Origin of the sequence: Brevibacillus composti, from assembly GCF_016406105.1 — a bacterium.
In the GTDB taxonomy this organism is placed as follows: domain Bacteria; phylum Bacillota; class Bacilli; order Brevibacillales; family Brevibacillaceae; genus Brevibacillus; species Brevibacillus composti.
This window is the reverse complement of the sequence record NZ_CP066308.1, coordinates 1188561-1201725: the sequence shown is the minus strand read 5'-3', so window position 1 is coordinate 1201725 and position 13165 is coordinate 1188561. Positions and strand designations below refer to the sequence as shown.

Below are 13165 nucleotides of genomic sequence, written 5' to 3'. Positions count from 1 at the left end.
TGTGGACAGCGCATTACGACTGGTGCAAGTGGCAGGCGACCAGATGTCCCTCTCCATCCAACGGCGCCAGCTCCGGCCGGTCCGTCTTGCACTTGTCCATGACGTACGGACAGCGTGTATGGAAGGCGCAGCCGCTCGGCGGATTGGCCGGGCTGGGAACGTCGCCGGTGAGGATGATCCGCTGCGGCTTGGCATCCGGATTGGCGACGGGCGCGGCGGAGAGCAGCGCCTGCGTATACGGGTGGGCTGGCGAAGCATACAGCTTTTCCTTGGGCGCGAACTCCACCAGCCTGCCCAGATACATCACCCCGACGCGGTCACTGATATGCTTTACCACGCTCAGGTCGTGGGAAATAAACAGATAGGTGAGGTCAAACTGCTCCTGCAAATCTTGCAGCAGGTTCAAAATCTGGGACTGAATCGACACATCCAGGGCCGACACCGGCTCGTCCGCGACGATCAGAGACGGGCGCAGGATCAGCGAGCGGGCGATGCCGATCCGCTGTCTCTGCCCGCCGCTGAATTCATGCGGATAGCGATTGGCGTAATGGCCGCCCAGTCCGACGATATCGAGGATTTCCTCCACCATTTGAAGCCGTTCCTGCTTGCTCCCGATCCGGTGGATCTCCAAAGGCTCCAGCAGGACGTCGCGAATCTTCATCCGCGGATCGAGAGAGGCGTACGGGTCCTGAAAGACGATCTGCAGCTCGCGGCGGAGCAGGCGAAGCTCGCCCGCGGAGAGGGAGGTCAAATCCTTTCCTTTATAAATAACCTCTCCTCCGGTCGGCGGGAGCAGATGCAGGAGCGCCCTGCCTGTCGTCGACTTGCCGCAGCCGCTTTCTCCGACCAATCCGACCGTCTCCCCCTTCTGAATCGTAAAGGAGACGCCGTCCACCGCCTTGACATACGTCGTCGGCTTAAACATTTTTCCCTTGATGGGAAAATACTTTTTCAAATCGCGCACTTCAAGCAATGCTTCCGCCATCTTCGGCCCCTCCCTTCTCCGCCAGCCAGCAGCGAACCTGATGTCCTTCGCCCACGTTCGTCAGCGGCGGATTCTCTCTGCACGCGTCCTGGGCAAAATCGCAGCGCGGAGCGAATCGGCAGCCCGTCGGCATCGCGGACGGATGCGGCACGGTCCCGCGAATCGAGTACAGACGGCGCTGCTGCTGATCCAGGGACGGAATCGACGCCATCAATCCCTTGGTGTAGGGATGCTGCGGGTTCTGGAACAGCTCCCGCACCGGCGCTTCTTCGATGACCTGGCCCGCGTACATCACGACGACCCGATCGCACATTTCTGCCACGACCCCCAGGTCATGCGTGATGAAAATGATCGACGTCCCCTTCTTTTCCTTCAGGTTTCGCATCAAATCCAGAATTTGCGCCTGGATCGTCACATCCAGAGCGGTCGTCGGCTCATCCGCGATCAGCACTTTGGGATCGCAAGACATCGCCATCGCGATCATCACACGCTGCCGCATTCCCCCCGACAGCTGGTGTGGGTATTCCTTGACAATCTCTTCCGCGCGAGGGATGCCCACTGTCTTGAGCATCTCGATGGCCTTCTCTCGCGCCTCCCGTTTTCCCAGTCCCAGATGCAGCCGGATTTGCTCGCCCAACTGCTCGCCTACGGTATAGACGGGATTGAGCGACGTCATCGGCTCCTGAAAAATCATCGCGATTTCGTTGCCGCGAATCTTTTGCAGCTGCAATGGGGTCATTTCCGTAATGTTCTGGTCTTGAAACAGGATCTGCCCTTTGCTGACCCGACCGATCCCTTTGGGCAAAAGCCCCATGATCGACAAGGAGGTCACGCTTTTTCCGCAGCCGGACTCGCCGACAATCCCCAATGTCTCTCCGGGATGGACGCGGAAATCGATGCCTCTGACCGGGTGTATGTCCCCGTCTTCTCCGCGAAAGGAGATATGCAAATCCTTTACCTGAAGGATCGGTTCCATGGCTTACACTTCCTTTCCTGATGCGGCGTTGTACAAGGCCGTCGCCAGAATCTGCGCCCCAGAGACCAGCGCCTTGGTGTCAAATGACATCTCGGGATGATGCAAGCCCGGGGAAAGTCCGCAGCCCAGCCCCAGCATCGTCCCGGCCAGCTCCGGTTTTTCGTAGGTGTAAAAATGGAAGTCTTCGCCTCCGGGAGAGACGCAGGGGGGCTTTGCGTTTTCCGCTCCCAGCACATGGGCGATCGCTTCGCGCATGATGCCGGCCGCCTGCTCGTTCAGGATGGCTGCCGGCACTTCGCCGGGGATGCTCCATTCGATCGGAGTGCCCATCAACTGCGCGACGTGGTCCGTAACATGCCTGATCTTCTCTTGCAGCTCGCGCATCCCCTCGTTGGACTGGGCGCGAACATCCAGCTTGAAGGTCGCTTTGTCGGGAATCACATTAGAGGTCTCCCCGCCAGCCGACAGCTGCGTCATTTTTACGGAGAACGGGCAGCCTGCCTGCAAGCGGATGTTTTGCAGGGAGTGGATCAGGACTGCTGCCGTTTCGATGACGTTTTTTCCTCGCTCGGGCCGGGACGCATGCGCCTGCAGGCCGGAAATCGTACCGTGCACAGTCGCGCTCGCGCCGTGAATGATCGCGGGTGCGGCCGTACCGTTGGCCAGCTCCATCAGGGGACGCACATGGACGCCGAACAGCATCTCGACACCCTCCAGGGCCCCGTCCTTGATCATCTGCAGCGCGCCGCCCACCTTTTCCTCCGCGGGCTGAAACAGAAAGCGGACGCTCTTTTTCGGGCGAATGCCCGCCGCCGCAAAGGCCAGCGCTGCGTAGAGCACCATCGTGCTATGTCCGTCATGGCCGCAAGAGTGATTCGGTTTGACCACGCCGTTCACTTCCTGCACCAGCGCGTCCATGTCCGCACGCAGGCCGACGAATCCACTCTCTTCTCCCTCGATATCTACTGTCAATCCGAAATGGCCGGGATACGTGCGCACCGCAAGTCCCGCCGCCCTCAGTCGATCGGCCAGGTACTGCGACGTTTTCTCCTCCTGCCAGCTCGGTTCGGCCAGCAGGTGGAGTTCTTCGTACGTGCGGATGATGTCATCCTGGCTTTTTTTCAGATAGTCACAAATCGCTTGTACACTCATGTGCCCTACCCTCTCGTCACAACCTTCACGGCTGTCGTATATTTTTCGATCAGTGCCGGTACCGGCTCGTAGCCAATGCCCGGCGCGGTTGGCACTTCAATCGTGCCGTCCGGAGCCACCACCACTTCGGGGGTGATGATATCCTCGTCCCAGTAGCGAGAAGAGCCTGCGGTATCCCCCGGCAGCGTAAAGTTGGGCAAAGTGGTGATCGCCACATTATGCGCACGGCCGATGCCGGACTCCAGCATTCCCCCGCACCATACCGGGATTCCTTTTTTCTGGCACAGATCGTGGATGCGCTTCGCTTCCGACAGGCCGCCGACGCGTCCCACCTTGATGTTGATGACGCCCGTGCTGCCCAGCTCGATCGCTTTGCGGGCATCCTCGTAGGAGTGTATGCTTTCATCCAGACAGATCGGCGTCTTCAGCTGCTTCTGCAGGGTCGCATGGTCGATGATGTCGTCATGGGCCAGCGGCTGCTCGATCATCGTCAGGTTAAACTCGTCGAGCTCCTTCAGGATTTCCACATCTTTCAGCGTGTAGGCGGAGTTGGCGTCGGCCATCATCGGGATGTTGCCGAAGCGCTCACGCAGCGCGCGGATGACCTGCACATCTTTGCCCGGCGCGATCTTGATCTTCATCCGGCGATACCCCTGCTCCAGGTATCTCTCCACGTTGCGGAACAGGTCGTTGATGTCCGCTTCGATCCCCAGGCTGATCCCGACTTCGATTCTCTCTTTCTCGCCGCCCAGAGCTTTTGCGAGGGAAATTCCCTGCTGCTTGGCGTACAAGTCCCAATAGGCTCCCTCGATCGAAGATTTGGCCATATTGTTGCGGCGAATCGGCGCGAACAGCTGGCCCACCTCGTCCGGATGGCTGATCTCCCCTTTTTCAAAGATCATCGGGATGAGGAAATCCTCCAGCATATGCCAGGCGGTTCCTACCGTCTCCTCGCTGTACAGAGGTTCTCCCGAGACGACGCCCTCGCCGTACCCGATGAAATCCTTGGTATGTACTTCTACGAGGAAAAAGTCGCGCACGGTCTGCGTTCCGAAGCTGGTTTGAAAAGGCGATTTCAGTGTCATGCTCATTTTTCGGAGAACGATTTTTTCTGCTTTCATGGGTATTTCCTTCCTTTCCCTTCACGCTAGTTTTTTAGTCAACTTTCGGATCAAGCATGTCACGGATGCGGTCGCCTGCCAGATTAATGCCCAATACCGTAATCAGGATGGCGATCCCCGGCAGGGTAGCCAGCCACCAGGCCGTCGCAATGTAGGGCCGGCCGGTGCTCATCATAAATCCCCAGCTCGGCGTGGGCGAGCTGACGCCCAGGCCGAGAAAGCTGAGGGACGATTCCATCAGAATCGCCCGGGCCATCGCCAGCGTCGCGAGGACGATCACAGACGGGAGGCAGTTGGGCAAAAGATGACGCCAGATGATCCGCCAGTGCCGGCTTCCCAGTGCGTAGCCCGCCTGGACGAACTCCTGCTCGCGCAGACCGATCACCTCTCCTCGCACCAGGCGAGCGTATTGCGTCCAGTCCGTCAGGCCGAGCACGAGAATCATGTTAAGCAGACTGGGGCCCATGACGGCGATGGTAGCCAGCGCCAGCAGGATAAAGGGAAACGCCATCATGATGTCGATCACAGTCGAGATCGCAAAGTCCGTCTTGCCGCGGAAATAGCCGGCCAGGATGCCGACTGCCGTCCCCAGGGTAAGGGAGATCACGACCGCGAAGAATCCGACCGATAGGGAGACGCGCGAACCGTAGACGAGGCGAGCCCATACATCCCGTCCCACCTCATCCGTCCCCAGCCAATGCTCCCAGGTGCCCTTTTCCTGCCAGACAGGCGGCAGCAGCTTCTTCTCCAGGTTCACTTCGATGGGATCGTGGCTGGTCAACAATGGGGCGGCGATCGAGATCAATGTGATCATCAGAACCATGACCAGGCCGATGATGCCGATCGGGTTTTTGACAAATTTCCGGTACTTCCGCTTCCATTCGGGAACGACCGGCTTCGGAGTGTCCACGGCCGGTGCGGCAGCGGTTTGCAGCCCTGTATTACTCATCGGAATCACCTCGCTTAGCCAGATTTGATTTTCGGATTGAGGTAGCGATACAACGAATCCACACTAAAGTTCATGGTAGCGACAATCAGCGCCAGGACGATGACACATGCCTGGACCAGCGGATAATCGGCCGTGTAGATCGCCTTGACGACTAGCTGGCCGACGCCCGGCCAGGCGAAGACGGTTTCCGTCACGACGGCTCCGCCGAGCAGCTTGCCGATTTGAAAGCCGATGACCGTAATAATCGGAATCGCCGCGTTCTTCAAGGCGTGCTTGTAGATAACCACTTTTTCCGCCAGCCCTTTGGAACGGGCGGTGCGGATGTAATCCTGCTGCAAGACCTCCAGCATGCTGGAGCGGACGATGCGGAGCGTCGTCGGGGCGACCCAGACCGCAAGCGTAAAGGCAGGCATGATCAGATGGGCCCAGGTGCCTCTGCCGGATACGGGGAGCCAGTGCAGCTTCACCCCAAACAGGAGCATCAGCATGATCCCGGTCCAGAAGATCGGCATCGACTGCCCCAGGAAGACCGTGACCGTGACGAGGTTTTCCGACAGGGAGTTGCGGTTCACCGCCGAGTAGATGCCCAGCGGAATGGCGATGAGTACGCTCAAGAGCGTCGCGTAAAAGGTAAGCTCCAATGTAGCCGGTATTCGTTCCAGAACGACATCCAGCGAGGGCTGGTTAAATTTGAGGGAGTGGCCAAAATCGCCTTGTACGGCCTGTGTCAAAAAGTGAAAATACTGCTCGGAAAGCGGCCGGTCAAACCCCATCTGATGGCGGAACGCTTCGATTTCTTCCTGCGTGGCTTCCGGCGGCAGCATCAGGAGAACAGGATCTCCGGATAAATGGATGAGAAAAAAGGCGATGGTTGAAATCCCGAATAGCACGAGGATGATTCGGAATACTTGGGTGAGCAGTGCTCCCACTTCATTCCCTCCTTTCTATTGAAAAAGCTGGCTGTTCCCGCATGGCTGATGGGATGCGCCGGATCGGGGGGAGTCTGATTCCCGCCCGGTCCGGCATCCCGGCAGCAGCCGTCACGCTGCTTTTCCCACGTCTCTATTGATTCAGCTCAATTTCATAGGCGTAAATGCGTTCGTCCGCTCTCGCCTCAAATTTCAACCTGTTGTTGTAGACCTGGTTATCCATCGGCGAGAAGAGGAAAATCCACGGCGCTTCTTTGTGAATCAGCTGCTGCGCCTGGCTGTACAAGCCTTTGCGCTTCTCTTGATCGACAGACGAGCGCGCTTCGTTGATCAGCCCGTCCAGCTCCGGCGTGTTGAAGTATTTTCCGTAGACGCCCTTGCTGTCAAACATCGGCTGCAAAATGGCATCCGCATCGTAGACGGAGTAGCTGCCCCAGTGGCCAAGGCGGAACGGCAGATCGCCGGCGCGCTGTTTTTCCACGAAAGAGCTGGATTCCGGATAGAACTTGGCTTTTGCCTTGATGCCCACCTTGCTCAGGTCGGAGATGACTGCATCCGTAATCTGCTGGCCAATCCCCGGCGTAAAATAATGAAGCTCGGTCTCAAATCCGTCTGCGTAACCGGCTTCCGCCAGCAGGGCTTTCGCCTTCTCCGGATCATACGTGTACGGCTGCACGCTTGCATCAAATCCAAAGTGGTTCGGGTTGACGCCCGCAGGGGTGCGAACGGCCTTTCCTCCAAGAATCTTGTCCATGATCATCTCGATGTTGACGGCGTGGTTCATCGCCTGTCTGACACGGACGTCATCAAACGGCTTTTTCGTGGTGTCAAACGCGATATAGTAAACCCGTAAAAGCGGTGTCGAAGTGATCGAAATTTGCGGATTGCCCTCCAGCTGCGTCAGCATGTCCGGCGGCACCATGCGAATGATGTCCACGCCGCCGCTTTGCAGCTCGGCGATTTGCGTAGCGACCTCCGGGATGATCCGGAAGGTTACTTTTCCGATCTTGGGAGCGCCTTTGAAATACTGCTCATTGGCTTCCAGGACGATCTTGTCCCCTTTTACCCATTCCGACAGCTTGTAAGGCCCGGTTCCGACCGGTTTTTCCGCGAAGGTCTGGTCGCCTACCTCCTTCACGTATTTCGGCGGGACGATGCTCAGGTAGAACAGGCGGTGCGGCAGCAGATTGTACGGCTCTTTCGTCTTGATTTCTACCGTGTAGGGATCGATGATGTTCACTTCCGAAATCGCGCTGATATTGCCGCGCTGCGAGCTCTTCTGCTTCTCGTCCAGCACCCGCTCCAGCGAGAACTTGACGGCTTCGGCATTGAACTCCTCGCCATTGTGGAACGTGACGCCCTGGCGCAGCTTGAAGATCCAGGTCAGATCGTCCTTGCGCTCGTAGCTCTCTGCCAGTCCCGGCTCAATTTTCAGATCGCGGGAGAGGAAGAGCAGCGAATCAAAGATATGCCAGTTGGTCGTAATGGCATTGGGCTCATTGTGCATATGCGGGTCCATCGTCGGCACATCGGCGTCAAACGCCACGACCAGTTCGCTATTTCCTCCCGCGGAAGAAGAGGACTGGGAACAACCCGTCAGGCCGGCTGAGACCGCCAGCAGAACGGCAAAAAGACTGAGCAACCATTTTTTCTTCACGTTAAACCCCTCTTTTCTTTTCTCACTCTTTTGAATAGACAGTCTATTTACATCGGAAATATAACGGCGTATCACCGTCCTTTCTTTCCCTTGGTCTTATTCTTCGAAAATGTTCCACTGGGAATAAAGCTGTTCCAGTTGTTGCATTCTCGTTTGGGTATCCGGATTATGCCTCTCTTCGATGCCTGCGAGCAGCAGGTACAGCAGGCTGATGACCGAAGCGATCGAGTAGTGCCCCGATTCGATATTGATCTCAGCCGTAAAGGTAATGTCCGAGATGCGGCTGACAGGCGAGAGAAGCCTGTCCGTCGCCGAAATGATCCGGGCTCCCACCCGCTTGCAGGTCTCGGCTACCCGTATCGTTTCTTTTGTATAGCGGGGAAACGAGATGACCAGCACCACCGACTTGTCTGTCAGGCTGACGATGCGCTCTTCGGTTTCGCCGCTGAACGGAACGACCAGGACATTTTTCCGCACCATGCTCAGCATGAAGCTGAACCAGTGGGCCGCCGCATACGAGGCACGGTAGCCGACGATCAATACCTGATCGGCCTCCATGAGCCAGTCCACCGCTTTATAGACATCCTGCTGGTTAAGCTGGTGCAGGGTTTGCCGAAGGATGCGGATATCCCGCTCGATCACCCGGGTGAAGATATTCGACTCCTCCCCGGTTTCCGGAGACGACTCGGAGAATCTAGACGAATTGCTTTCCAGAACGTACTGTTGAATGGCAGCCTGCATTTCCGAGAAGCCTCTGAAGCCCAGCGCGTACGCCAAACGAATGACAGTTGTCTCGCTGACCTCCGCCTCCCGTCCGATCTGGACGGCGGTGTAAAACGCCACCTTCTCGATGTTCTCCAGCAGGTATTCTGCCACTTTTTTTTGCCCGGAGGACAGTTGAGAGAACGATTCTTTGACAAGCTGTTCAAACGACATGGTTCAGCTCCTATTCACCGATTTGCAGAATAAATTACTTCACTTTTTCATCAAGATGCAGGAAATACTTCGCTAAGATATATCAGTTATATCATGCAAGAATGATTTGGGAAAGGGGAAAATTTCAAATTGTCGGAAAAATTGTTTTGATAATGCGTGGCCATGCCGTTATCCGCATAAAAAAAGAAAGGGCCGCCAAAAGGCAGCCCCCTTCTTTTTTACAAAATTTGTCGCGCCGGTTTTGTGAAACCTTTTGGCCAGCGAGGCGTCTTAGTACATGAGACTCACGTTACAATACACGTCTCGCTGTGACAAATCTTTTCTCCCATGATGTGCCCTTGAACGATGTAAAGGTTACCCCGGGTTTCCCGTAGGTATGTAACAACTTGTTGTTACCCGCGTAGATCGCCACGTGCGTGATGCGCGTCGACTTCGTATAACGGTTCGCCTTGAAGAAGACGAGATCCCCTTTTTTCAGATTGCTTTTGGCGATCTTCGTCCCTACCTTTGCCTGGGAACGGGATGTACGGGGCAGTTTTTTGTTGACGGCTACCCGGTAGACACGTTGCACAAACGACGAGCAATCAAATGTGCGAGTCGTGCTGCTGGAGGAGCCGAATTTATACGGGGTGCCCAGGTACTTTTTGCCAACATTGATGACGCGATCGGCACGGGACTGACTCCATTGAGCTTGCGCTACGTCTTGGTTGGCGGGCAGCGGAGCGACGATGCTGGTTAGCCCGACAGCTCCCCCCAAAAGAATTCCCACCAGTACTTTGCGAAGTTTCATGCTGTTTCATCCTCCCTATCGTCAACGAAGTGGCTGACTATTTGCTCTGCCATTTACTCTATCATTGCTCCACAAGTGGTTAAATTGGCAAAATCCTGCCAGCAAAGCCATTCGCAAATGGCTCCTCTTTCCTGTTGACACGCTCGTTCCCGCCCTTATCGGAATCCCCGCAAATTTTCAGTCTATTCCCTTTCCAGCAATTTCTATGATTTCTGTCCAATTTTTGCCTGCCGATACCCTCTCTTCTCTATGTAAATTGCGACTTAGGGCCTATCCATTTTCATAAACCTTTCCATTTGTCTGGTGCATCCGCAGGACAAAAATGGATCAATCCGCCGCAACTCTTCAGTGCCCGCTTGCAACCTTTCGCAACTGGACGTAAAGTAATAAGAGCTATCTTTGAAGGAGGTCCCTATGCGACTGCGAAACATCCCCGGTGCAGAAGAGGCACTGCGCGAATACCCTACGTTTGTGGACAACCCTGTCCGCTATAAAGGAAGATGGAAGGAACGCTTCGGCAACGATCATCCGATCCATATCGAGATTGGCTGCGGAAAAGGGCGTTTTATCAATACATTGGCTGAGCGTCACCCTGAGATCAACTTCATCGCGATCGAGCTGAAGGCGGAGGTCGTCCTGCGGGCGGCCCAGCGGACAGAGAAGCGGGCCATCCCGAACCTCGCCTTCGTGCAGTTCAATGCGGCGCTGCTGCCCGACCTGTTCGGAGCGGGGGAAGTCTCCCGCATCTACCTGAACTTCAGCGATCCCTGGCCCAAAACCCGCCATGCCAAACGGCGGCTGACCTACTCCAGCTTCCTCAAGACCTATCAGCAGGTATTGGTCAAAAACGGCGAGATCCACCTCAAAACAGACAATGAAAAACTGTTCGAATTCTCGCTGAACCAATTTTCGGACGAGCGCTTTCAATTGCGCCATATCACCTTTGATCTGCATCATTCTCCCTGGGCCGAAGACAATGTGATGACCGAATACGAAGAGCGTTTTTCTTCGAGAGGACAGCGGATTTACCGGGCGGAAGCGATTTGTCCCTCGTAGCACAGAACCAAAAAAGACAGTCTCTTTAAGGCGAGACTGTCTTTTTTTCATTTGCAAATGTTATAATGGATGGAAATTCCAGATTTGAGGAGAGATACCTGCATGGCTTCGTTTGCATTTGGCTCTTTGGGCATATTGTGGTTCTTAATCGTTTTGGCGTTTTACGGGTTTATTCTGTATTTCCTGTTCAGTGTACTGCGCTTTATGAAAGAAAAAACGGAAAATGACCGGGCTCGCAACCAGAAGCTCGATTTGTTGATAAGCCAGCTCCAAAAAAGCAAGAGAGAGAACGAAGAATAGGAAGATTCGTGGACGCGGGGCTTGATACCGGCCGTTTGATGGGAAGGGAAACCGATTTCCATGTGGGTAAAGGGGAGATAGTATGTTGGATTTTGGCGCAGTTAGTCTTGATTTCGGCCCGTCGATGATGATAGGATTCTCCCTCTTCGTGATGATTGCGTTTTACGGGTTTATTCTCTACTTCCTGTTCAGCGTGCTGCGGTTTGTGAAGAACAAGACAGAGAACGACCGCACGCTGAACCAGAAGCTGGATCTACTGATCGACCGGCTAAAAAACCGGGATACGGACTCGCGTTAAACCGGGACTGCCAGCTCTATTCCGATCGGTTGATACTCACCATTTCCTCCCTTTTGGCCGATATTTCCAAGAGGGAGGTATTTTTGTGAACAAGGTTCAATTTCTTCAGGAAAAAAGTGCATACCACATCACCTACCCGGATCGAACCGACCTCTCTTTTTACCTGTGGTTCACCGACAAGCATCCGCAGGCAGCCATCGGCTGGCATCATCTCGGCGCGGAATGGGAACGCCTGGGGAAAGACGAACACGCTTTGCAGGCGTACCGCCGGGCTCTCCATCTGCCGCCCGGCGATTTCTTCGAGCAGACGAGAGATGCCTATCACGCGCTGCTGCGAAAAAGGCGCAAACGCGTCTGGCAGCGGTCGGGCCGTCTGCTGCTCGCCTCCCTGCTTTTTCTCTACAGCCAGTTTGGCTTCGCTCCCGGCCTGCTTACCGAACCGGGCAAGCCCGCTCCCTCGAAAACGGTCCAGCGGGAGGTGGCACCGCGCCCACACGTCGAGGTGATCGCGGTGCCAGCGCACATCAGAAACGATCAGCTCCGAAGCCAGGTGGAAGCCTACGCAGCTTCCCGGCGCCCCTCGCTCAAGCACCCCTACACCGTCCTGGTCGTGCCGGAGGTGCCGGGAGCGCCGATGTACACGCCGCTATTGTTCTACCGCCCCAGCCAGCTGCGCGGCCTGCTCCGCTACGATCCGGTCAGCAGGACCGTCCTCGGCGACCTCTGGTTTGAGCAGCCCTGCATCTGTCAGGACAAACCGGCCGTTCAAACGGCGCAGGCACAGCTCGCCGAGGAGCAGCGGGCGATGGAACAGGTCCTGACTCTGCGAAACGCTGTGTACCGGGCTCATCAACGAAACGGATTCCTTCCCGAATCACTGGAGCAGCTGGCTGCCCCCTACCCGGCCAATGCGCTGGCGGCGGTCCCGGTGCCTACAGCAGCCAGCGGCATGGCGGCATGGCCGTATTATCCCGCCCTGTTTCGCCCGGAGTCTGCCTGGGAAAGCATGCAGCAAGTCATTCCTCTTCAGGGGTACCCGGAGCCTTTTGTCCCGCTGCAGCCGCTGCAGATCCACGTCCACCAGGCGACGCATACGATGACGCTCGCAAGCGGTCCGCACATCGTCAGACAATATCCGATCGGCATCGGGCGCCATGGAAGCACCCCCGAGGGCTATTTTTCCATCCAGAAAAAAATCAACCGCCCGCATGGGCATGACCATATTTACGGTTCGCGGGGCCTTGTCTTTCAGGCAGATGGCTATGCCATCCACGGCACCAATCAGCCCGACAGCATCGGAGATTCCCTGTCTCTCGGCTGCATCCGCCTGCACAACCCCGACGTCGACGAGCTGTATTCCTTTGCCGCCATCGGCACGGAGGTCATGATCTCCCACCGCTCTCCCCCTGTACCCGAATGGGCCAATCCCGCCCCGTTTTTGCTGGCGGCCGGGCCGGAAGAGGAGACGCCGGGCATTACGTATCATTGGCTCCATTAGTCCCGCGAAAAAAAAGACGCGCTCTCCAAAAGAGAGCGCGTTTTGCTGTTCGATTATCGGCAGAGATCCGTTTGCAAGCGGGCAGGCTTGCATGCCGGGTCTGATTACTCTTCGAGATTGCTTACGGTTTCCTCCTGCTCGGTCTCAGGATGCCACTGGTCCAGCACCTTGCCTTGCAGAACTTTGCCTTTGATGAAATCTACCTGTTGCTGATTAAATTCGCTGATCCAATCAATTTCCAGCTCTTCGGCCAAGCGGACGACGGTCAACAGTTCCGACCAGGCGACATAGCGTTTGTACCAGAAGAACTGTGGCTGTTCGTTCATGTATGGGTACAGGTCGTCGAAATCGGTGTGTTTACAGTCGAGAGCACGTTCAAAGTTTACCTTGGCACGCCGTAGCTTTTCCGTGAAAAATGCTTGCAGATTCTCTTGGGTAAAGTCTTTCATGGACAGTCCCTCCTGTCTCCCGATTTACATGCTATTGTACCACGAGCGCCTTGTTGTGAAAATAGTCGC

General features: G+C 56.0%; 14 protein-coding genes. 4 read left to right on the top strand and 10 right to left on the bottom strand.

What is annotated here, in order from left to right:
• Positions 1–13: 13 nt before the first annotated feature.
• The 9 genes from JD108_RS06225 to JD108_RS06185 form a co-directional block, all read right to left on the bottom strand.
• Positions 14–985, bottom strand: coding sequence for an ABC transporter ATP-binding protein (locus JD108_RS06225; RefSeq protein WP_198829027.1), 972 nt, complete (start codon positions 983–985; stop codon positions 14–16).
• Positions 966–1961 (bottom strand): ABC transporter ATP-binding protein, encoded by a 996-nt coding sequence (locus JD108_RS06220; protein WP_198829026.1) that lies wholly within the window; start codon positions 1959–1961, stop codon positions 966–968. Before JD108_RS06220 ends, JD108_RS06225 begins: the two co-directional genes overlap by 20 nt.
• 3 nt (positions 1962–1964) lie before the next feature.
• Positions 1965–3113: a M20 peptidase aminoacylase family protein gene (locus tag JD108_RS06215; protein ID WP_198829025.1), complete on the bottom strand. Its 1149-nt coding sequence runs from the start codon at positions 3111–3113 to the stop codon at positions 1965–1967.
• A gap of 5 nt (positions 3114–3118) precedes the next feature.
• On the bottom strand, positions 3119–4234 hold the full coding sequence (gene menC / locus JD108_RS06210) for an o-succinylbenzoate synthase (RefSeq protein WP_198829024.1): 1116 nt from the start codon (positions 4232–4234) through the stop codon (positions 3119–3121).
• 34 nt (positions 4235–4268) lie between these two features.
• Positions 4269–5183 (bottom strand): ABC transporter permease, encoded by a 915-nt coding sequence (locus JD108_RS06205; RefSeq protein ID WP_198829023.1) that lies wholly within the window; start codon positions 5181–5183, stop codon positions 4269–4271.
• A gap of 14 nt (positions 5184–5197) precedes the next feature.
• Complete coding sequence (locus JD108_RS06200; RefSeq protein WP_198829022.1) at positions 5198–6112, bottom strand: ABC transporter permease; 915 nt, start codon at positions 6110–6112, stop codon at positions 5198–5200.
• A gap of 133 nt (positions 6113–6245) precedes the next feature.
• Entirely contained in the window at positions 6246–7769 is a 1524-nt protein-coding gene (locus tag JD108_RS06195) for an ABC transporter substrate-binding protein (RefSeq protein ID WP_198829021.1), read from the bottom strand.
• A gap of 96 nt (positions 7770–7865) precedes the next feature.
• The gene (locus JD108_RS06190; RefSeq protein ID WP_198829020.1) at positions 7866–8705 is read right to left on the bottom strand and encodes a MurR/RpiR family transcriptional regulator; all 840 of its coding nucleotides are present in this window, start codon (positions 8703–8705) and stop codon (positions 7866–7868) included.
• A gap of 289 nt (positions 8706–8994) precedes the next feature.
• Positions 8995–9495, bottom strand: coding sequence for a C40 family peptidase (locus JD108_RS06185; protein WP_198829019.1), 501 nt, complete (start codon positions 9493–9495; stop codon positions 8995–8997).
• Positions 9496–9909: 414 nt separating this feature from the next.
• Here JD108_RS06185 and trmB point away from each other — a divergent pair, with 414 nt between their 5' ends.
• The 4 genes from trmB to JD108_RS06165 all read left to right on the top strand — a co-directional run bounded on the left by trmB (position 9910) and on the right by JD108_RS06165 (position 12647).
• Positions 9910–10551 carry a tRNA (guanosine(46)-N7)-methyltransferase TrmB gene (gene trmB, locus JD108_RS06180; RefSeq protein ID WP_198829018.1) on the top strand — a complete coding sequence of 214 codons (642 nt, stop codon included), beginning with the start codon at positions 9910–9912 and terminating at the stop codon, positions 10549–10551.
• Between the two features lie 102 nt (positions 10552–10653).
• Positions 10654–10851, top strand: coding sequence for a hypothetical protein (locus JD108_RS06175; protein WP_198829017.1), 198 nt, complete (start codon positions 10654–10656; stop codon positions 10849–10851).
• An 82-nt stretch (positions 10852–10933) separates the two neighbouring features.
• Positions 10934–11149 carry a hypothetical protein gene (locus JD108_RS06170; protein WP_198830240.1) on the top strand — a complete coding sequence of 72 codons (216 nt, stop codon included), beginning with the start codon at positions 10934–10936 and terminating at the stop codon, positions 11147–11149.
• Between the two features lie 85 nt (positions 11150–11234).
• Positions 11235–12647, top strand: a complete 1413-nt coding sequence (locus tag JD108_RS06165) for a L,D-transpeptidase (RefSeq protein WP_198829016.1) — start codon at positions 11235–11237, stop codon at positions 12645–12647.
• Between the two features lie 104 nt (positions 12648–12751).
• Here JD108_RS06165 and JD108_RS06160 read toward each other — a convergent pair whose 3' ends face one another.
• Positions 12752–13096 (bottom strand): hypothetical protein, encoded by a 345-nt coding sequence (locus JD108_RS06160; protein WP_198829015.1) that lies wholly within the window; start codon positions 13094–13096, stop codon positions 12752–12754.
• Positions 13097–13165: the final 69 nt, after the last annotated feature.